Source organism: Streptomyces sp. NPDC005808 (genome assembly GCF_042871385.1).
In the GTDB taxonomy this organism is placed as follows: domain Bacteria; phylum Actinomycetota; class Actinomycetes; order Streptomycetales; family Streptomycetaceae; genus Streptomyces.
Window position 1 is genome coordinate 124,096 of the sequence record NZ_JBIAIK010000017.1, and the last position, 18,387, is coordinate 142,482.

21 protein-coding genes are annotated in these 18,387 nt (G+C 69.1%); 5 read left to right on the forward strand and 16 right to left on the reverse strand.

Annotation, left to right across the window (positions count from 1 at the left end; all coding sequences use genetic code 11):
* Position 1 precedes the first annotated feature (1 nt).
* Together ACFYPC_RS31015 and ACFYPC_RS31020 are read right to left on the reverse strand one after the other, a co-directional pair.
* The gene (locus ACFYPC_RS31015) at positions 2-2,218 is read right to left on the reverse strand and encodes a HelD family protein (protein WP_391889335.1); all 2,217 of its coding nucleotides are present in this window, start codon (positions 2,216-2,218) and stop codon (positions 2-4) included.
* A 97-nt stretch (positions 2,219-2,315) separates the two neighbouring features.
* Positions 2,316-2,927 carry a TetR/AcrR family transcriptional regulator gene (locus ACFYPC_RS31020; RefSeq protein WP_391889337.1) on the reverse strand — a complete coding sequence of 204 codons (612 nt, stop codon included), beginning with the start codon at positions 2,925-2,927 and terminating at the stop codon, positions 2,316-2,318.
* A 101-nt stretch (positions 2,928-3,028) separates the two neighbouring features.
* On the opposite strand from ACFYPC_RS31020, the gene ACFYPC_RS31025 reads away from it, so the two are divergent.
* On the forward strand, positions 3,029-4,000 hold the full coding sequence (locus ACFYPC_RS31025) for a zinc-binding dehydrogenase (protein ID WP_391889339.1): 972 nt from the start codon (positions 3,029-3,031) through the stop codon (positions 3,998-4,000).
* 178 nt (positions 4,001-4,178) lie between these two features.
* Here the strand turns inward: ACFYPC_RS31025 and ACFYPC_RS31030 are convergent, their stop codons facing one another.
* The 3 genes from ACFYPC_RS31030 to ACFYPC_RS31040 form a co-directional block, all read right to left on the reverse strand.
* A complete protein-coding gene (locus ACFYPC_RS31030; protein WP_391889462.1) occupies positions 4,179-6,308 on the reverse strand; it encodes a phosphotransferase in 2,130 nt (709 codons plus the stop codon).
* A gap of 331 nt (positions 6,309-6,639) precedes the next feature.
* On the reverse strand, positions 6,640-7,392 hold the full coding sequence (locus ACFYPC_RS31035) for an HAD family hydrolase (RefSeq protein ID WP_391889341.1): 753 nt from the start codon (positions 7,390-7,392) through the stop codon (positions 6,640-6,642).
* Entirely contained in the window at positions 7,392-8,273 is an 882-nt protein-coding gene (locus tag ACFYPC_RS31040; protein WP_391889344.1) for a GntR family transcriptional regulator, read from the reverse strand. Before ACFYPC_RS31040 ends, ACFYPC_RS31035 begins: the two co-directional genes overlap by 1 nt.
* Positions 8,274-8,434: 161 nt before the next feature.
* Between ACFYPC_RS31040 and ACFYPC_RS31045 the strand changes: the two genes are divergently transcribed.
* Entirely contained in the window at positions 8,435-8,623 is a 189-nt protein-coding gene (locus tag ACFYPC_RS31045; protein ID WP_391889348.1) for a hypothetical protein, read from the forward strand.
* A gap of 52 nt (positions 8,624-8,675) precedes the next feature.
* On the opposite strand, the gene ACFYPC_RS31050 is transcribed toward ACFYPC_RS31045, so the two are convergent.
* The gene (locus tag ACFYPC_RS31050; RefSeq protein ID WP_391889350.1) at positions 8,676-9,599 is read right to left on the reverse strand and encodes a winged helix-turn-helix domain-containing protein; all 924 of its coding nucleotides are present in this window, start codon (positions 9,597-9,599) and stop codon (positions 8,676-8,678) included.
* Between the two features lie 216 nt (positions 9,600-9,815).
* Here ACFYPC_RS31050 and ACFYPC_RS31055 point away from each other — a divergent pair, with 216 nt between their 5' ends.
* Entirely contained in the window at positions 9,816-10,001 is a 186-nt protein-coding gene (locus tag ACFYPC_RS31055) for a hypothetical protein (protein WP_365443019.1), read from the forward strand.
* A 206-nt stretch (positions 10,002-10,207) separates the two neighbouring features.
* Here ACFYPC_RS31055 and ACFYPC_RS31060 read toward each other — a convergent pair whose 3' ends face one another.
* Positions 10,208-11,461, reverse strand: coding sequence for a GNAT family N-acetyltransferase (locus tag ACFYPC_RS31060; protein WP_391889352.1), 1,254 nt, complete (start codon positions 11,459-11,461; stop codon positions 10,208-10,210).
* 103 nt (positions 11,462-11,564) lie between these two features.
* Positions 11,565-12,272 (reverse strand): AmfC protein, encoded by a 708-nt coding sequence (locus ACFYPC_RS31065; protein WP_391889353.1) that lies wholly within the window; start codon positions 12,270-12,272, stop codon positions 11,565-11,567.
* A 217-nt stretch (positions 12,273-12,489) separates the two neighbouring features.
* Between ACFYPC_RS31065 and dtd the strand changes: the two genes are divergently transcribed.
* A complete protein-coding gene (gene dtd / locus ACFYPC_RS31070; protein ID WP_391889355.1) occupies positions 12,490-12,915 on the forward strand; it encodes a D-aminoacyl-tRNA deacylase in 426 nt (141 codons plus the stop codon).
* 6 nt (positions 12,916-12,921) lie between these two features.
* Here dtd and ACFYPC_RS31075 read toward each other — a convergent pair whose 3' ends face one another.
* The 4 genes from ACFYPC_RS31075 to ACFYPC_RS31090 form a co-directional block, all read right to left on the reverse strand.
* Entirely contained in the window at positions 12,922-13,887 is a 966-nt protein-coding gene (locus ACFYPC_RS31075) for a YgfZ/GcvT domain-containing protein (RefSeq protein WP_391889357.1), read from the reverse strand.
* A 9-nt stretch (positions 13,888-13,896) separates the two neighbouring features.
* Positions 13,897-14,334 (reverse strand): Fur family transcriptional regulator, encoded by a 438-nt coding sequence (locus tag ACFYPC_RS31080; protein WP_391889359.1) that lies wholly within the window; start codon positions 14,332-14,334, stop codon positions 13,897-13,899.
* Positions 14,335-14,354: 20 nt separating this feature from the next.
* Positions 14,355-14,741 (reverse strand): response regulator transcription factor, encoded by a 387-nt coding sequence (locus tag ACFYPC_RS31085; protein ID WP_391889361.1) that lies wholly within the window; start codon positions 14,739-14,741, stop codon positions 14,355-14,357.
* A 105-nt stretch (positions 14,742-14,846) separates the two neighbouring features.
* Positions 14,847-15,422 (reverse strand): FABP family protein, encoded by a 576-nt coding sequence (locus tag ACFYPC_RS31090; RefSeq protein ID WP_391889363.1) that lies wholly within the window; start codon positions 15,420-15,422, stop codon positions 14,847-14,849.
* 387 nt (positions 15,423-15,809) lie between these two features.
* Between ACFYPC_RS31090 and ACFYPC_RS31095 the strand changes: the two genes are divergently transcribed.
* A complete protein-coding gene (locus ACFYPC_RS31095) occupies positions 15,810-16,172 on the forward strand; it encodes a DsrE family protein (protein WP_391889364.1) in 363 nt (120 codons plus the stop codon).
* A 7-nt stretch (positions 16,173-16,179) separates the two neighbouring features.
* Here the strand turns inward: ACFYPC_RS31095 and ACFYPC_RS31100 are convergent, their stop codons facing one another.
* From ACFYPC_RS31100 to ACFYPC_RS31115, 4 genes are all read right to left on the reverse strand, one after another.
* Positions 16,180-16,548: a VOC family protein gene (locus ACFYPC_RS31100; protein WP_391889366.1), complete on the reverse strand. Its 369-nt coding sequence runs from the start codon at positions 16,546-16,548 to the stop codon at positions 16,180-16,182.
* A gap of 133 nt (positions 16,549-16,681) precedes the next feature.
* A complete protein-coding gene (locus tag ACFYPC_RS31105; RefSeq protein ID WP_391889368.1) occupies positions 16,682-16,945 on the reverse strand; it encodes a DUF3099 domain-containing protein in 264 nt (87 codons plus the stop codon).
* Between the two features lie 133 nt (positions 16,946-17,078).
* Positions 17,079-17,366 carry a DUF1416 domain-containing protein gene (locus ACFYPC_RS31110; RefSeq protein ID WP_054232391.1) on the reverse strand — a complete coding sequence of 96 codons (288 nt, stop codon included), beginning with the start codon at positions 17,364-17,366 and terminating at the stop codon, positions 17,079-17,081.
* Between the two features lie 45 nt (positions 17,367-17,411).
* Positions 17,412-18,251 carry a sulfurtransferase gene (locus tag ACFYPC_RS31115; protein WP_391889370.1) on the reverse strand — a complete coding sequence of 280 codons (840 nt, stop codon included), beginning with the start codon at positions 18,249-18,251 and terminating at the stop codon, positions 17,412-17,414.
* Positions 18,252-18,387 lie beyond the last annotated feature (136 nt).

Here is an 18,387-nt window from a genome sequence, read left to right on the forward strand (position 1 = left end):
ATCACCACGGCAGGGGCCGCGCGTGCACCACGTCCAGCCGCGACACCGCCCGCGTCAGCACCACGTACACACGGTGCGGCCCCCGCGCCTCCGCCTCCGCGACTGCCGCGGGTTCGACGGCGACGACGTGGTCGTACTCGAGTCCCTTGGCGAGGGTGGCGGGCAACACCGTGACCCGTGCGCCCAGTTCACCCAGTTCGGCCGGTCCGGAGGGTCCGGAGGGTCCGGAGGGTCCGGCGGTCTCGACGCCCGCGGTGCGGAGAGCCTCCCGCACACGTACGACATCGGCATCGGCGGCGATCACGCCGATCGACCCCTCGTGCGTGAGCGCCCGGCGCACCGCGTCGACGGTCGCGGCGAGGACGTCGGACACGCGGTGCACGTTCAACTCCCCGTCCGTCCTGAAGGACTGAGCCGGAGGCACTCGCACGTCCAGGCGGGCCAGCAGCCGGTTGGCGAGCCCGACGACGGCTGACGGAACCCGGAAGCCGGTCGTCAGGGGGACGACCGCGGCATCCGGCTTGCCCAGATGCGCGAGCAGCTCGTCCCAACTCCGTGCCGCCCAGGGAGTCGTGCCCTGGGCGAGGTCGCCGAGCACGGTCAGCGACCCGAACGACGCACGGCGCGCGATCGCCCGGCACTCCATCGGCGACAGGTCCTGGGCCTCGTCGATCACCAAGTGGCCGTAGCCCTCGGGGTGTTCGATGAGCCCGGCGACCTCGTCGAGAAGGACGAGGTCGGCGGCCGACCAGCGTGCCGACCTGTACGAGCGCGGCGGCTTCGCCCACAGGATCGCCTTCCGCTCGTCCGCGTCCAGGAGCCCGTCCGCAGCGACGTCCAACACGTCGGCGTCGGCGAGGAGTTCGGCGAGAACCTCCTCGGGAAGCGCCCTGGGCCACACCGCGTCGACGTACGCGCTGACGGGCCTGGCCCGCGAGATCTTCCGCACCCAGGCGTTCGTACGCGGCCCCGCGCGCCGTTCCGCCTGCTCCAGCAGGCACCCCACGACCCGCGTCCGCACACGCTCACGCCCGACGGCGTACGGGGGTTCTTCGGCGCGTACGTCATCCACGATGCGGTGGAGTTCGTCGGCCGGGATGCGCCAGCGGTACGAACCATCGGGCACGGCAAGGGAGTTGGCGGGGCTACCGACCCGTCGGTACAGGGCCCGGCGGAGCACCTCCGCCATCCGCGCGTCGTGCTTGACGACGGCGGCGTGTTCCTCGTCCTTCCCCGTGACGGGATGGCGGGCGATCTCGTCCCCGACGGTCGACTGCCGTACGCCTGACTCGCCGAGCGCGGGCAGGACCTCCGAAATGTACGACAGGAAGGTGCGGTTGGGACCGAGGATCAGCAGGCCGGCGCGGCGGATGCGCTGCGGGTAGGTGTAGAGGAGGTACGCGGCCCGATGCAGTCCGACGGCCGTCTTGCCGGTACCCGGGGCGCCCTGCACACAGACCGAGGAGGCGAGATCACCTCGTACGAGATCGTCCTGTTCGGGCTGGATGGTCGCGGCGATGTCGCGCATCGGGCCGATACGGGGGCGCTCGATCTCGCCCGCGAGGATACGGCTCGGCTGCGCGTGACGCTCCGGTGCAGGACTCTCCGGTGCAGGACTCTCCGGCGCATGGCTCTCCGATGCAGGGCCTTCCGACGCATGACCCTCCGACGCATGACTCCCCTGCACGCGGCTCCCCTGTACACAGCTCCCTTCCCTGATGTGCTCGTCCTCCAGGCCCGTGAGGTCCGCGGAGTCACCCAGGCTCCCCGGCGCCCAGCCGAACCGCCGCCGGACGGCGACGCCCTGCGGCGCATGGACGCTCGCCTGGTAGAAGGCGCGGGAGACGGGGGCACGCCAGTCGACGACGAGGGGCGGCGCGGAGGGGTGCTCGGTGATCCGCAGCCGCCCGATGTGATAGCTCTGCCCGGCGTGCTCGCCGGCCGCCCCACCCACGCTTCCGAAGTCCAACCTGCCGAAGAACAGCGGGCCTTCGGGCAACTCGCGCATCTCCTTGGCCTTGCTGCGCAGGCGGTGGCCGAGCACTTCGGCGTCGGCACCGGAGGCGGAGACGTCCTCGCCGGTGACGACGTGTTCCTCGGCACCGGCGACCATGGCGGCAAGGGCCGCGCGGCAGGTGTCGTGGTAGGCGCGTTCCCGGGTGAGGGACTGAGCGAGGGTCCGGGGCCGGCCGAGGACAGGGTCAGGGGGTGACGTCATTCCAACCAGGGTAGCGGAATAACGTAACCGAGTTACATTTTTAACCGAGTCACACCAATGGGAACCGTCCTGCGGGGTGCGTCCCACCAGTTGCGTCCTATCGAGCCGCCAACCCCGCCGCCAGCCCCGCGAACGCCCGCCGGGCAGCGGTCACGGCATCCCGCGCTACGTCCGCCACCGGCTCCCCCTCCGCGATCCGCCGCCAGTTCTCCAGAGCGAGGATGCGCCGTACGGCGGTGATCTGACCGGCGGCGAGCCGGGCGTCGAGGTCGCCGCCCAGTGCCTCGGCGAGCGCCGCCTCGGAACGCTCGACGTACGCGTACACCCGTGCCGCCAGCGACGGTGTCCCGTAGAGCAGCCGATGGAAGGCGAGGACGTTCGGGTGGTCATTGAGCCCGGTGGCGGGGTCGTGACGGCGGAGCCCGTCCAGGAAGTGCTCCAGCAGAGCGTCCGTGGCCGACTGCCCCTGCGCCCGCCCGGCGACGATCCGCGCAGCCTCCGTCTCGTGATCGGCGAAGCGGTACAGGACCAGGTCCTCCTTGGCCGGGAAGTACCGGAAGAGGGTCGGCTTGGAGATCTCGGCGGCGGCCGCCACCTCGGCGACGGACACGGCGTCGAACCCCTTCTCCAGGAAGAGCCCGATCGCGATGTCGGACACCGCCTGGTACATCCGCTGCCTCTTGCGCTCCCGGAGCCCGATCTCACCCATCCCCCGAGCCTACGCACGACGCCGGCCACCCCTTGACCTCAACCAAACTTGAGGCTGAAGAGTGCGCGACATCATCCCCTCTTGCCAGGAGTGAGTGAACGATGCGAGCAGCACAGGTGAAGGCGTTCGGCGGCCCCGAGGTTCTCGTGCAGGTGGAGATTCCGGACCCGGTCCCGGGACCCGGCGAGGTGGTGATCGATGTCGCCTACGCGGACACGATCTTCCTGGAGACCCAGTTGCGGAGCGGCTGGGGCCGGGAGTACTTCCCGATGACACCGCCGTACGTCCCCGGGGGCGGCGTTTCGGGCGTGGTCAGCACCCTCGGCGCGGACGTCGCCGACGAGTGGCTGGGGCGCCGGGTCACCGCCTCCGTGACGGGCAGCTACGCGGAGCGGGCCGTCGCCGCGGCCTCGGCCCTCACCGTCCTGCCGGACTCCCTCGACCTCCTCACGGCCGCGGCCCTGGTCCACGACGGCATCACCGCCACCGGCCTGATCGAACTGACCGGCATCGGCCCCACCGACCGCGTCCTCGTCCTCGGCGCCTCCGGAGGCATGGGCACGCTGCTGGTCCAACTGGCCCACGCTCGCGGGGCACGCGTGGTCGCAGTGGCCCGGGGCGCGGCGAAGCTCGCCCTGGTAAGGGAGTTGGGGGCGGACGCGGCGGTCGACGCCACTGACCCCGACTGGCCCTCGGCGGCCCGCCAGGCGCTCGGCGGATCCGTCCCGGCCGCCGATGTCGTCCTGGACGGTGTCGGCGGCCAACTCGGCGCCGCCGCCTTCCCGTTGACGGGAAAAGGCGGCCGCTTCTCGGCCCACGGCGCCCCCACGGGCGGCTTCTCCCCCATCGACACGGCCGAGGCCGCCCGCCTCGACATCACCCTCTTCGGCATCGCCGACGTCCAGTTCACCCCTGCCGACCTGCGCCGCTTCGCATCCACCGCGCTCGCCGAGGCCGCGGCGGGGCGGCTGCGGCCGGTGATCGGCGAGGTGTTTCCGCTGGAGCGGGCGGGAGCTGCGCATGCGGCTGTGGAGGGGCGGGGGTTGGTGGGAAAGGTGGTGTTGGGGGTGTGAGGGGGCACATGTGAGCTGCCACGTCTCAGGGTCCAGCAGACCGATGCGGCAGCCCCGGGGCATAGAAATAAATCGGGGTCCGAGCTGTGCCACACGCCGGACATCGTCGACCCCTCTCCCTCTCCCTCCCCCTCTCCCTCTCCCTCTCCCTCGACGCCCAGCGGTCCGACGTAGCACCTCACACCTCTAGGGGCACCCCGGCCTGGCTGGTGGTGCCGTGGTCACCGTCCGGCAACGCGCGGGCAAGGTACGGGTTCGACAGCAAGCGCGGAGGCAGTCCGAGCGCCCCCTTCACCATCCGCAGGGTCATCCCGTACGAATCCACCGCGCGGCTCACGTTGGGAGCGTCGAGGCTTGCGCCCGTGATCAGGCGGTCCAGGTCCACGTAGGCGGAGCGCACGTTCTCGATCCACCGATAGACGTGCAAGTCCCGCTCCCAGTCCTTGGTGTGAGCAGGGGGCAGGATTCTGCTCCAGCGCTGGAACATGCGGGCGCGGATCTCGGGCCGGGTCGGGGTGAGGTGCATGTGCCGGACCAGGTCATACAGAGGGTCCCCGACCATGGCCATCTCCCAGTCGATGATCGTGAGAGCGCGCTTGTCGTCCCGTCGCACCAGGTTCCAGGGGTTCAGATCACCGTGCAGCAGGGTCGACTCTCGCGGCGTCACCCGGTGACGAGCCAGCATCTCCCACAGGCGGCGTGCGTTGGGCAGCCCCAGCACACCGGCCAGGTGTTGCGTCTCCTTGGGCAGCTCGTCCACCATGTGGACGAGCAGCTCACTCAGCCAGTCGAAGAACCGAACGTCGTTGGCAGTGGGATCCAATGGCCGGTAGTCCACGTGGGTCAGAGCCCGGAGTTGGTCGACCAGTCCGTCCGCCTCGTGCGGCAGCAGGCCGTGCACAGGGTGGCTGGGAGGCTGGGCGCTGTCGTGCGGGCCGACATACGTGTGGATCGCGAAAGGGTCGTTCGTATGGCTGGTGCCCAGCGCCAGCACCCGCGGCGCCGCCACGTCGGCTCCGGACCGCTCGATGGCCCGCAGGACGGCGTGCTCGCTGAGGAATGTGGGTTCGCGACGGCTGACGGCAGTTACCTTGCGACGCACCATGACGGGGAAACCGACGCCCGGCACACGCACGACCGTGTTGAGATGCGCGGTGCCTTTGAACACTTGAGCGGCAGGCGCCGCGCCCTCCGCACGCAGGGCGTCGGGCACAGCGGCGTGAGGGAAGTCGGACGGCTCACGCAGCCGTCTGTCGGGCTGCCAGCCGATAGCGGTGACGGCACGCCGGTCGCCGTGCCATTCGCTCCGGGACAACTGCCAGCGGCGCAGGACCCGCTCGATCTCGGCCTCGTCGGGCACGTTGACGAGGCCCAGCGGTTGGGCCGCCGCGTCCAGTGCACGCCGCACCATGTGGGTCGCCATCTCCAGGCATTTCTGGTCGAGCGACACCTCCAGCGACTTCGCCGCACGCATCACATCCGGATACACGGACTGCGCACGTTCGAAAGCGACGTAATGACCGAGATCATTGGCGAGGCCGGCAGCCGCAGCCGGCCTGACCTTCTGAACAGCGTTCGCCCAGGCATCGACGACCTCGTCCCACTGGGACTCCGGGTAGCGCATCCGGACGAGATGCGTGGCCAGGTCGTGCAGCGGGTCGCCGTAGGTCGCGAGTTCCCAGTCGACACAGATCAAGGGCGGTTCGCCGCGGTAGGTGACGATGACGTTGTCGCGGTGCAGATCCGTGTGGAGCAGGCTGTGCGGGCGGCGGGCCATTACGGGCACCCGGTCGGCCAGCCGTACCAGGGCGTCCTCCGGGATACCCAGAGCGGCGAACAGTCCGCCGAAGTCACGCCAATTGGGCCGACGGATCTGCCGGTCGGTGAGATGCGCCAGCGTGCGCAGGAACCCTTGACTGTCCTTGTTGCTGGGCGGCCACCCGTCCGGCAGCGGCGGTAACACTTCCTTGCGCACCTTTGACATCTGCGCCAGCAGTCCTGCCATCGCCTTCACCAGCACGGTGTCCACAGGCTTGCCGTTCGGGCAGATCGCGGAGAGCGGGAGGCCCTCCACATAGCTGTGCACAGCTGTCCGGCCACGGCTGGCGACGCAGCGCGGTACGTGCGGGAGAGTGCCCTCGACCGCACGGAGAATGTCCACTTCGGGCCACGTCCTGATGACCACCGGCAGCGCTTCCAGTCTGCGCGTCCGCACGATCACAGAGGTGCCCGGATCGCAGTTCACGTGGCGCGCCATGGCCTCGGTCAGCGGCAGTACGTAGTTCCGGTTGTGATGGCCGCCGCTCATCACTCCGTGCTGTTTCGCCAGCCGTACGAACGTGTCGTAGGCATCGTTGGCGATACGTTGCTCCCTGGGCACAGGCCCGGGCGCAGGAGACGCGCCCAATGGCCACCCCTGGAAGTGAAGGTGAGCACACCCTAGCCGGGCCGGGGAACCCTCACGAGCGGAGGCCTGAACGGGTTGGTCTCAATGAGGTAACTGGTGAACCAGATGAGCCTCTCGAGGAAACCCGCGCTGTCACCCTCCTCCGCGCGGTCCTGCGGTTTGCACCTTCGCTCCACGAGCAGCGTGGAGGCGGTGACGGACGCCAACTGCCTGAAAAGGCCGCGTCGAGAACTCAGAGTTCACCCCGCAGCACCCGCAGAACCGGCTCCAGCGACCCCACCACGTCCTCGGCCCCGGCATCCCGCAGCAGCTTTTCCTTGGTTCCGTTACGCGCGTAGCCAAGGAACGGAACCCCGGCGCGCTGGGCGGCGAGGAAGTCCGACGGGGTGTCGCCGATCATGAGGGCGGCCGATGGGGCGGAGCCCAGGTTGCTCAGGGCACGGTTGAGGCAGTGCGGGTGGGGCTTGAGATGGTCCAGGTTGCGGGTGCGGCCGTAGACGTTGGGGGCGAAGCACTCGGTGAGGCCGCGGCTCTCCAGATAACGGGCCACCACGCGCGGGGAGTTGTTGGTGGCCACCGCGAGGCGGACGCCGACGGCGGTCCAGGTCCGTATCAGGGGGTCGGCGAACGCGGTCGGCCAGGCGGACGGTACGGCCTTGAGTTCGTGCTGGGTGAGCAGTTCCTCGAGCTCGGCCACCAGGTCGCTGTGCGGATGCCGCTTGTTGACCACGCGCAGCACGAGATGCGGATCGGGATGGACCCGTTCCTCCTCGCTCAGCAGCCCTCGCAGCCCCTGCTCCTCCAGCCACTCCACCAGGTTCCTCGCCACGTCCTCCGCCGAATGCCCCGCGAACAGCCGGCAGATCGGCCCGTCGAAGTCGAAGAGGACGAAGCGAGCACGGTCGATCACCTGCCGCAGGTTCTCTGTCTCTGTGGTCACTGTCTCTGTGGTCACCGGCTCGGTCTGCGCTGTATGAGGAGTCACTAGGAGAGTGTCAGGTCCGTGGTGATGGTTTCCCAGAGGGCGTTGAACCACTTCTGGGATTCCTTCACGAACGAGGCGTCCCGAGGACCGGTCGGCTTCTCGAAGGAGAAGAGGAGCGACGAGGAGCCGACGGCGTCGTACATGTCGAGTACTCCTCCGCTGTCCACCGTCTCCTCGCGCCTGGTGATCATGTAGTACGCGATCAGCGCCTCCGACTCGTTGAGGAGGTACAGCTTCACCGGCGGCGTGAACGGCAGGGCGCGGAAGGTCACGTGGACGTCGATGCCGTGCGAGTGGCGCAGGGTCTGCAGGTTGTGGCGCAGGACGTGCCCCTGGGCGTTGCGCTGGGCGAGCCAGCGCTTGTGGACCGCGTCGTCGTCGGTGCGGCCCTCGACCGGGACCGGGAACGCCAGGGTGATGTCCCGGGAGGGCAACAGGATCCGTACGTCGATCGACTCCGGGCGGATGGCGCCCTCGTGGATCAGGCGTACCGGTTCGCCGAGAGCCACCATCAGGGTCTCCGCGGTGAGACACGCCGCGTCTATGCGGACGTGCGGGGCAGCGAACGCCTCGGCGAGGCGCGGCGCGAGGCCCACCATCGTCGTCTGGGGTTCGTCGCGGGCGGGTGACACGTCCGCGATCCGCGGCGGGCTGCCCCTGCCGGTGTTGCTGAGCAGCCCGTCTCTCTGAAGTGAGCTGAGGGCCTGGCGGACGGTGCCGCGCTCGACGCCGAACTCGTCCGCCAGCTCCGCCTGGGTGGGCAGGCGGTCGCCCGCCTTGAGGTCCCCGGCACGGATCCGGTCCCGCAGGACGCCGGCGATCTCCTGGGACGAGAGCCTTCTGTCACCGTTCACTGCCACGTTCTCCTGGGTCACAACCAAACGCTACAACTCCCATCCATCTATGGGGAGTTGTTTAAAAGTTGTTTATGAGTGCCTGCCAAGTGGGGACAACTTAAGCATAGTTGGTCGCCAACTTCACCAAGTTGGCGGAAGTTTTGCTTCCCCCTTTTTCACCTCCCCCAGAAGCAGGAGGAACCACCATGCCTGTCATCGCCCTCCTCTCCACCGTCTTCGTCGTCGGCTTCGAGCAGCTCGTCCAATGGCACTACGGCCCCGCGGGCATCGTCGGACTCCTGCTGCTCACCATCGGGATCAAGGCGAAGAGCCCCACCTGCAGCTCCATCGGGGCAGTCGTCCTGGCCCTGATCGTCACGGGCCCGGCCCTCTGACCCGCATGCAGCCGCATGTATCCGAACCCGACAACCCCCCGCCCAGGAGACCTCAGCTCGTGAGCAGCAGCTCCGAGCTGATGGTCTCCCACAGTGCGTTGAACCACAGGTGGGACTGCTCGACGAACGTCGTGTCCCGCAGCCCCGTCCCCTGCATGAAGGGGAACAGCATGGACTGGGTGCCCTGGACGTCGTACATCTCCAGGTGCACATGGTCGATCTCCTCCTCGCGCTTGGCGAGGGTGTAGTACGCGAAGAGCGCCTCGGACCCGTTGAGCAGATACAGCTTCACGGGCGGCGTGAAGGGGAGCGCGCGGAAGGTGACGTTGACCTCGATGCCGTGCGTGGCACGCAGCGCGAGCAGGTTGTGGCGCAGGACCTGACCCTGGGCATTGCGGTTGGCAAGCCAGTTGCGCTGAAGCCGGTCGTCCTTGGACCCGCCGCCGCCCGACGCATTCACCGGAATCGGGAAGGCCAGCGGGATGTCACTGCTGGGGAGCAGCACCCGGACGTCGATCCTGGCCGGTTTTATTCGCTCGGCGTGGATCTGACGGAGCGGCTCGCCCAGGGCGAGGGTGAGTGAGATGGACGTCAGGCACAGCGCGTCGATCTCCACATGAGGGGCCGCGAAGGCCTCCGTTATCCTCGCGCCGAGCGCCACCGTGGTGGGCTGCGGCGGGGCTTCGGGCCCGGTCAGAACCCTGCCCCGGTCGTCAGCGACGGTCGCCGGGCTGCCTTTGGAGACATTGACGAGCAGTCGCTCCGACTGCAGGATGCGCAGCGCCTGCCGTACGGCGCCACGCTCGACGCCGAACTCGTCCGCCAGCTTGGCCTGGGTGGGCATGCGCTGGCCGGCCCGCAGCTGACCGGACCTGATCCGGCTGCGCAGCTCGTCGGCCACCTCGCGGTGCGATGCCAGTGGCCGTGGTGACCTGTTTCGCCCATTGGCGGCGGCGTGTTCCGGGTCCACGACCAAACCCTACAACTTCCCGCCATCTTTGGGCAGTTACGGGATAGGTGGTTATGAGTCGACCCAACGCGGAGATAACTATGAATAAGTTGGTCACCAACTTAGGCAACATGGTCAAGCTTCCAGGGGGTTGGCCGCCAGGGTCGCAAGTGTCGACCAGGTGGACGGTTCCCAGCGGTTCCCAGCCGAGGTTCGCCTCCCCGTCCCCCAGGAGGGACCGTCATGCCGCTCGTCGCCCTCGTAGTCGCCGCCCTCGCCATCGGATTCGAACAGCTCATCCAATGGAAGTACGGGCCGATGGGAATCATCGCGTTCGTCGCGCTGACCATCGGCATCAAGGCCAAGAACACCATGCTCAGCGGCATCGGAGCTGTGATCATCGTGATGCTGCTCGCCCAGTCCGGCTGATCGGGCGCCACCGTCCGGACAGTCCGGCTGACCGGGCTCCCTCCCTGGAGGGGAGCCGGGAGCTCGGTCAGTCAGCACCACCCACAACCACAACTGAACAGCAAGTAGCTACGGATCAACGGCACCACCGGCATGGAAGGAGCCCGCGGAAGGAGCACGGCCGCACAAGAAGAACAGAGGATCGCAGTCGGTTCAGCAGACCGCGGTCAGAAGATGTCCGGGCACCACGGTCGCCTGGACGTTCGCAGCAGGGCGTCGGCCACGGAGCCGGCGCCCGCTCGTTCTTCCCGGACCCGGCCGAGCGCCACGAGCCGCGCCGCCGACTCGTCGCCCAGCCACAGCCGCGCCAACTCACCCACATCCAGCGTGAGTTCGGCATCCAGCGTGGTCGGCGCACAGGACGCCCCGTCAGGCCCGGCGTCCAGCCGGTACCGCCCGGCCGACAGCCCGTCCCGGTCGGTCACCTCCAGCACCAGCGTCCCCGTACCCCCGTACGTCCGCGCCTCCAGAGCCCGTACGACGTCCAGGATCCGCACCCACAGCCAGTCCGACTGTGCGGTGATGCGGGCGGCCCGCGGGTCGGGCAGGAACTGCGGCAGCAGGTCGTCGGGGGCGCGCCAGCCCGTCTTGACCTTGGTGATCCAGTCGATCGAGCAGAGGTACTGCCACAGGGCGCGCTCCGCCGCCGGCGTCGCCGCGATCAGCCAGTTCACATCCACCGTGTTGTGCGGCTGCTTGTCGTGCCACGTGTCGTCCGACTCGTAGGAGACAAGGCCCTCGACCTCGCCGGTCACCGAGCGGTACACGGCGTAGAACGGTTCCGTCCACGCCGAGCTGTCCAGTTGCAACACGCCCGTGTTGGTCTGCCACCAGCGCTCGTCGCGGCTGACCGCGCCGGGCTGCGCGCGCCTGAGCCGTTCGTGCAGTTCGGGACCGGTCTTGCGGACGTCCTCGCCGTCGACGAGGTCGATACGGCCGCCGTCGGCCGGGCCCGACCAGCGGCGGTCCAGGCCAGTCCTCGGCACCTCGATGGTCCACTCGGCGGTGGAGGTGGCGGGGCCGAAGCCGTACCGGCCGTAGATCGGGTACTCGGCGGCGATCAGGGTCGCCACCACGTCACCCCGCTCCTTCGCCGCCGCGAGGTCCGTCGCCATCATGCGGGTGAGGAGGCCCCGGCGGCGGTGTGTGGCGGTGACGGTGACGTTCGAGATCGCGTCCGCCGGGACGGGGGTGCCGCCCACGGTGGTGAGCTCCTGCGGGAACGACCTGAAGGTCGCGACGGTGCGGCCGGCGTCGAACGCGGCGAGGGTGCGCTCCGGGACGATGTACGAACTCCGGCCCCGGATCTCCGCCTCCGAGACCGCGGGCGAGCGCAGGAAGCCCGTGTTCAGCGCGCGGATCCAGTCCGGTATCTCGGCCTCGGTGATCGCTCGTACGTCGATGGCGTCGCGATGGGTCATGAGGCCACGCTAGGTGTACGAGGGTGGGGGTGTCGCGGGGATTTTCTCGCCCCCTCCGCCCCCTGCCCGTCCCTCTTTCCCGGGGGTGTGACGGACGCGTCCGTCACACGAGCAGGTCCTCGACCTGCGCTTCGCCCTCGCGGTACCTGCGGGCGATCTCCGCGCTGCAGTCGTCGGCGGTGCGCTGGAGCTGCTGGCGGCGCCGGGAGACCTGCTGCTCGTACCGTACGAGCCGGCCCATTCCCGCGCCCAGCTCTTCGTCCGTACGGGCTTCGAGGTCGGACAGTTCCACCTCGGAGAGCATGTCCGAGGCCAGCCGCCGGTACTCCTCGCCGTGCGGCGTGCCCACCGTCACATGGCGGGCCGAGGAACGGTGCCGGGCGGGTGCGTCCGTGAGGATCTCCGAGAGCCGCTCGACGACCGACGGCTCCCCGGAACCGACCACCCGCGGCTGCCCCGCGCCGTGCGCCCGCAGTCCCCCGCGGCGCGCCAGCTCGGCCCGCAGGATGTCGATGCGCCCCTGGAGCAGCCGTCGCACATAGCTGAGGTCGGCCTCGTCCCGCTGGGCGTCCCGGCGCAGCACGCGCAGCTCGGCCAGCCGCAGTACGGCCAGGTCGTGCCGCGGACCTTCCGGGGACGGGGGTACCTCCCGCTCGAACGGAGCCGAGAGTGGAGGAGGACTGTCGGTGCGCTGCACCGGCGGCCGGGCCGTGGCCGTCAACCCCGCCGCATGCGCTGTCCGTCCCGCCCGCGGGCTCGTACGGGTCAGTGACACGACCCCGGGCGGCTGCCCACTACTCGGTGTGCTCATGTGCCTCTACCGTCCCCTCGACCGGCGCGGTCCGTCCCATGCATGCGCCATGAATGCGCCCATGAATGCACCGCAACACCCCGCATGGTGCCACCCCTGGTGGTCGCTATGTGACCGAGTGCCCCCGATCGGCCCCAGATGGGGGTTTGGCGAACCGGGAAATCACACGAAGGGCCCGCACAGAGCCCCCGTACGCGCGCACGGCATGATGGTCCGCATGCGTGCGGTGGTGCAGAGAGTGGACGGCGCGAGCGTCGTCGTCGAGGGCGAGACGGTCGGCGAGATCAGCGGAGAGGGACTGTGCGTCCTCGTCGGGGTCACCCATGACGACACCAAGGAGAAGGCGGCCCAACTCGCCCGCAAACTCTGGTCGGTTCGCATGCTGAGCGAGGAGCGGTCCTGCTCGGACATCGACGCGCCGCTGCTGGTCATCAGCCAGTTCACGCTGTACGGCGATGCCCGCAAGGGCCGTCGCCCCACCTGGAACGCGGCCGCCCCGGGCGATGTCGCCGAGCCCCTGGTCGACGAGGTGGTCGCCCAACTCCGCGCCCTGGGGGCGACGGTGGCGACGGGCCGGTTCGGCGCGCAGATGCGCGTCTCGCTGACGAACGACGGCCCGTTCACCGTCCTGCTGGAGATGTAGCCGCGGCTACGGCTCGACCACGACCTCCTGCGCAGCCGCCGTCGAGTCCGCGAGCAGCGGCGCGTCCAACGGCACGTTCCGCTTGATGACCGCGAGAGCGATCGGGCCCAGCTCGTGGTGGCGGACCGAGGTGGTGATGACGCCGATCTTGCGACTGTCGGGGCCTTCGTCCGCGCGGCGCAACTCCGTGCCCGGCGGCGGGAGATGGACCTCGCTGCCGTCGAGGTGGAGGAAGACGAGCCGGCGCGGGGGCTTGCCCAGGTTCTGGACCCGGGCGACGGTCTCCTGTCCCCGGTAGCAGCCCTTCTGCAGATGCACCGCGCTGCCGATCCAGCCCAGCTCGTGCGGGATGGTGCGGTGGTCGGTCTCGAAACCGAGGCGCGGCCGGTGGCTCTCGACGCGCAGCGCCTCGTACGCGAGCAGCCCGGCCGCCGGACCGCTCTTGGCGGCGTACGACTCCAGCTCCGTACGCGGGAGGAAAAGATCGCGTCCGTGCGGCGTCTCGCGTACGACGACGCCGTCCGGGACCTCGGCGATCGATCCCGCCGGCAGGTGCACGAGGGCGAACTCGGCCGTCCGGTCGGCGACTTCGACCCGGTAGAAGAACTTCATGGACTCCAGGTACGCGATCAGCGCGTCCTGGCTGTCGGGTTCCACGTGGATCCAGGTCGTGGTGCCGTCGTCGACGAGGTACAGCGCGTGCTCGATGTGGCCGTTCGCGGAGAGGATCAGCGCTTCGGTGGCACGGCCCGCCGGGAGGTCCGTCACATGCTGGGTGAGCAGCAGGTGCAGCCAGGTGAGCCGGTCGTCTCCGGTGACCGTGACAACGCCGCGGTGCGAGAGGTCCACGAAACCGGTGCCGTCGGCGAGGGCACGCTGTTCGCGGAACAGGTCTCCGTAATGGGCGGCGACGCCTTCGTCCACACCCTCGGCGGAGACGGCGCCGGGCAGGGACAGCAGAGGGCTCTTCATATGGACAGCCTACGACGTGGTAGTTGAATTCTTGAGCGAGCAGTCCTTGCAGAGGCCGAAGATCGCGAAGTGCTTCAGGTCCGTCTCGAAGCCGAACCTCTCGCGGAGCTTGGCGGTGAACTCGGCGGCGATCTTGGTGTCGGCCTCGATGACGTTCTTGCAGTCCCGGCAGACCAGGTGGATGTGGTGGTGGCGGTCGGCCAGGTGGTACGTCGGCGCGCCGTGCCCGAGATGCGCGTGGCTGACCAGACCGAGCTCCTCCAGGAGCTCCAGCGTCCGGTAGACCGTCGAGATGTTCACGCCCGAGGCCGTTCTCCGTACCTCGACCAGGATGTCGTCCGGGGTGGCGTGCTCCAGCGTGTCCACCGCTTCGAGCACAAGTTGCCGCTGCGGAGTCAGCCGGTAACCGCGCTGCCGCAGATCGCTCTTCCAGTCGGTGCTCACCACGCGCCCAGTGTAGGCCGCGGCTACGGAGTCAGGATCTCTCGTACGCGGGTGACGATGTTCTCGAGGACGAAGGGCTTGGGGAGGAAGACCACCGGGACGTCGTGGCCGTCGTCGCGCAGGATGCGGGCGACCTCCAGGCTGTCGAAGTCCGGCAGGCGGACGTCGAGGACGACGAGGTCGGGGAGCTCCGCGTACGCGGTGTTCAGCGCGGCCACGCCGGTGGCGACAGCGGTGACGTCGAAGCCGGCCAGGCGGAACGTTTCCGCGAGCTGCTCGCGGACGGCGTACTCGTCATCGACGACGAGCACCTTGGCGCTGGAAGCACTGGAAGCGTCGGGAGCCTCGGGAGCACTGAGGGCGCCGTGAGCGCCATGGGTACTGCGGGAAACAGCTGTAGGGCCGGTCACCCCAGCAGAGTGTCCGGCCCGGATCAGAACAACGTGAAGTTCGTCTTTGTGAGGCGTAAGACCGTCGCCCTCGGACCTGATGTCGTCCTACATGAAGCAGGCGGTCTACTTGAAGAAGGCGATGCCGTCGTCCGGCATGTCGTCCGGGAGGGCCTTGGCCCAGCGTTCGACGTCCTCCGGGGTGACGACCTTCTTCAGGTGCGCGGACATGTAGGGGCGGAGCTCGACCTCGGGGGTCTGCTTCTCGCCGACCCACATGAGGTCGCTCTTCACGTACCCGTACAGCCGCTTGCCACCGGTGTACGGACCCGAGGCGGCCGTGCGCGCCACCGCATCCGTGACCAGGTCGACCTGCGGCTGCTTGGCGGCAAGGTCGCCGTACCAGATCTCGACGACACCGTCGTCGCGGGTCATCACGACCTCGACCTTGCGGCTGGGGTCGATCCGCCAGAAACCGAACTCGGACTCCAGGGGCCTGACCTTGTTCCCGTCGGCGTCGAGCACCCAGGTGTGCGAGTGGTACTCCAGGAAGTCCCGCCCGTCATGGGTGAAGGTGACCTCCTGCCCGAAGTTGCACTTCTCGGAGCCGGGGAAGTCGTGGACACCCGCGCCTGCCCAGTTGCCGAGCAGGAAGGCAAGGGGGAGCAGGTCCTTGTGCAGGTCGGACGGGATCTCGATCATGAGCAGCTTTTCTTCGTGGTGGTCAGCGCTGGCCCTGGTACAGCTTCTTCACGGTCAGCCCGGCGAAGGCGAGAACGCCGACGCAGACAAGGGCGAGCAGGGCTTCGAAGAATGCCTCAAGCACGGGGTGCTCCTCGGGTGACACGGTGAAGGCGATACAGGGCCGGGCCCCAGCTTAGACGGCTGGGGCCCGGCCTTCTCTCTCAGGTCCGCCTGGGCGGCGTCGACGGCTGGTCCTCGGCCGGCGGTTGCTCCGCGTGACGGCTGACCCTCGGTCGGCGGTGACGGCTGGTCCTCGGCCACGGTGACGGCTGACTCGCGGCCGGCGGTGACGGCTCGACGATTCGGAGTACCACCCGACTGGTACCACCCGACTAGCATTCGGACATGGCGAAGAAGCTCGTGATCAAGGTGACGGCGGGGGCCGACGCCCCCGAGCGCTGCTCCCAGGCCTTCACGGTCGCTGCGGTGGCCGTGGCCAGCGGTGTCGAGGTGTCCCTGTGGCTGACCGGCGAGTCCGCGTGGTTCGCGCTGCCCGGCCGCGCCGCCGAGTTCGAGCTGCCGCACGCGGCGCCGCTGCCCGATCTGATCGACTCGATCCTGCTGGCCGGCCGCCTCACGCTGTGCACCCAGTGCGCGGCCCGGCGGGACATCGCGGAGAAGGACGTCATCGAGGGCGTACGGATCGCGGGAGCGCAGGTGTTCGTGCAGGAGGCGATGGCGGAGGAGACCCAGGCGCTCGTCTACTGAGGCGCGGTTACTCCTGCACCCAGAGGCAGAACGGGTGTCCCGCCGGGTCGAGGAGGACGCGTACGTCCTCCTGCGGCTGGTAGTCGGCGAGCCTGGCGCCCTCGGCGAGGGCCCGTGCCGTCTCCGCGGCCAGATCGTCCACCTCGATGTCGAGGTGGAGCATCATGCGCTGGTCGCCCGGTCCTGCGGGCCAGACCGGCGGGACGTAGCCGCGCGAGGTCTCGAACGCGAGCGCGGTGCCGCCCCCCGGTGGGCCGATCAGCATCCAGTCGGGCTCCTCCGCGCGGACCACATAGCCGAGGAGCCGTCGGTAGAACCCGGCGAGCGCATGCGCATCAGGTGCCTCGAAGGCGACCGTCGACAGCCTCACGCTCACACGTACCCCCGTATGACAGATGACCGGATGACGGATGGCCGTACGACACATGGCCCGATGACGGATGACCGTACGACAGATCACCCGATGACGGGTGGCCGTACGACAGACGACCGTACGACTGGGTCGGCCATTACGGTCCCCGCCGCTTCTTCCCGTCCAGCTCGTCCCACCAGTCGTCGGACTTGGGGTCGCCGGAGGGGTCGTCCCACCACCGGTCGTCAGGGCCGCGCCGGTTGGCGGCCATCGCGGCGACCGGCGGGATGATCATGGCCACGACGCACATGCCGACCGCCACCGGGACCGACCAGAGACGGACGACTCCCCAGGCCAGGACGAACAACCCGATGCACGTCCCCATCATGGCGAAGTAGACGTGCCGCCGTCGTGCGTACATAGGTCCAGGGTAGGCCCGCCCCGCCGCAGCCGTAGAGGGGCAGGCCCGAGCGCCCGGGCACGGCGAAAGGCCGTACCCCGGCGCCCGGAGTACGGCCCTTCAGTTGCTGCTGGTGCCGCTGGTGCCGCTGGTGTCAGACGGCGATGGCGACCTCGGCGAGGCCGCCCGTCTGGGCGACGACCGTGCGGTCCGCGGTGCCCCCGGGGACCAGGGCCCGTACGGTCCAGGTGCCCTCCGCCGCGTAGAAGCGGAACTGGCCCGTGGCGGAGGTCGGGACCTCCGCGGTGAACTCACCGGTCGAGTCCAGGAGGCGGACGTAACCGGTGACGGGCTCGCCGTCACGGGTCACCTGCCCCTGGATCGTGGTCTCACCGGGCTTGATCGTCGAGGCGTCGGGACCGCCGGCCTTCGCTCCACACATATTTCGTTTCCGTCCTTCAGGCCTTGACTTGCCGTTCTTGCCGGATTACTTGCTGGCGCCGAGCTCGATCGGCACACCGACGAGGGAGCCGTACTCGGTCCAGGAACCGTCGTAGTTCTTGACGTTCTCGACACCGAGGAGCTCGTGCAGCACGAACCAGGTGAGCGCGGAACGCTCACCGATGCGGCAGTACGCGATCGTGTCCTTGGCCAGGTCGACCTGCTCGTCGGCGTAGAGCTCCTTCAGCTCGTCGTCCGACTTGAAGGTGCCGTCGTCGTTGGCGTTCTTCGACCACGGGATGTTGCGCGCGGACGGGATGTGGCCCGGACGCTGCGACTGCTCCTGCGGCAGGTGGGCCGGCGCGAGCAGCTTGCCGCTGAACTCGTCGGGCGACCGCACGTCGACCAGGTTCTGCGAACCGATGGCCGCCACGACGTCGTCGCGGAAGGCGCGGATCGCGGTGTTCTGGGCCTTGGCCTTGTAGTCGGTCGCGGCGCGCTCGGGCACCTCGACGACCAGGTCGCGGGAGTCGAGCTCCCACTTCTTGCGGCCGCCGTCGAGAAGCTTCACGTTCTCGTGGCCGTACAGCTTGAAGTACCAGTAGGCGTACGACGCGAACCAGTTGTTGTTGCCGCCGTAGAGCACGACGAGGGTGTCGTTGCCGATGCCCTTCTCCGACAGGAGCTTCTCGAAGCCCTCCTGGTCGATGAAGTCACGGCGGACCGGGTCCTGGAGGTCCTTCGTCCAGTCGATCCGGATGGCGTTCTTGATGTGGTTCTTCTCGTACGCTGACGTGTCCTCGTCGACCTCGACGATGGCCACGCTGGGGTCATCCAGGTGGTCCTGGACCCAGTCGGCGTCTACCAGGACGTCGCTGCGGCTCATGCTCGTTCTCCTCCGGGGCAGTTGCGGCGGGGCGGGGCGTTGGCGTTCAGGAGAGGGTGCGCGGTCATGCCGATGGCGGCCGGCCGGCGCAGGGGTGGCCCTGACGCGAGAGGTCAAAGGGCCCGGCTCGCGGAAG

Excerpts from the sequence above, each read along its gene's own strand:
- ACFYPC_RS31015 (WP_391889335.1), bottom strand. The coding sequence starts at position 2,218 with ATGACGTCACCCCCTGACCCTGTCCTCGGCCGGCCCCGGACCCTCGCT.
- ACFYPC_RS31020 (WP_391889337.1), bottom strand. The coding sequence starts at position 2,927 with ATGGGTGAGATCGGGCTCCGGGAGCGCAAGAGGCAGCGGATGTACCAG.
- ACFYPC_RS31025 (WP_391889339.1), top strand. The coding sequence starts at position 3,029 with ATGCGAGCAGCACAGGTGAAGGCGTTCGGCGGCCCCGAGGTTCTCGTG.
- ACFYPC_RS31030 (WP_391889462.1), bottom strand. The coding sequence starts at position 6,308 with ATGAGCGGCGGCCATCACAACCGGAACTACGTACTGCCGCTGACCGAG.
- ACFYPC_RS31045 (WP_391889348.1), top strand. The coding sequence starts at position 8,435 with ATGCCTGTCATCGCCCTCCTCTCCACCGTCTTCGTCGTCGGCTTCGAG.
- ACFYPC_RS31055 (WP_365443019.1), top strand. The coding sequence starts at position 9,816 with ATGCCGCTCGTCGCCCTCGTAGTCGCCGCCCTCGCCATCGGATTCGAA.
- ACFYPC_RS31060 (WP_391889352.1), bottom strand. The coding sequence starts at position 11,461 with ATGACCCATCGCGACGCCATCGACGTACGAGCGATCACCGAGGCCGAG.
- ACFYPC_RS31065 (WP_391889353.1), bottom strand. The coding sequence starts at position 12,272 with ATGAGCACACCGAGTAGTGGGCAGCCGCCCGGGGTCGTGTCACTGACC.
- dtd (WP_391889355.1), top strand. The coding sequence starts at position 12,490 with ATGCGTGCGGTGGTGCAGAGAGTGGACGGCGCGAGCGTCGTCGTCGAG.
- ACFYPC_RS31075 (WP_391889357.1), bottom strand. The coding sequence starts at position 13,887 with ATGAAGAGCCCTCTGCTGTCCCTGCCCGGCGCCGTCTCCGCCGAGGGT.
- ACFYPC_RS31090 (WP_391889363.1), bottom strand. The coding sequence starts at position 15,422 with ATGATCGAGATCCCGTCCGACCTGCACAAGGACCTGCTCCCCCTTGCC.
- ACFYPC_RS31095 (WP_391889364.1), top strand. The coding sequence starts at position 15,810 with ATGGCGAAGAAGCTCGTGATCAAGGTGACGGCGGGGGCCGACGCCCCC.
- ACFYPC_RS31105 (WP_391889368.1), bottom strand. The coding sequence starts at position 16,945 with ATGTACGCACGACGGCGGCACGTCTACTTCGCCATGATGGGGACGTGC.
- ACFYPC_RS31110 (WP_054232391.1), bottom strand. The coding sequence starts at position 17,366 with ATGTGTGGAGCGAAGGCCGGCGGTCCCGACGCCTCGACGATCAAGCCC.
- ACFYPC_RS31115 (WP_391889370.1), bottom strand. The coding sequence starts at position 18,251 with ATGAGCCGCAGCGACGTCCTGGTAGACGCCGACTGGGTCCAGGACCAC.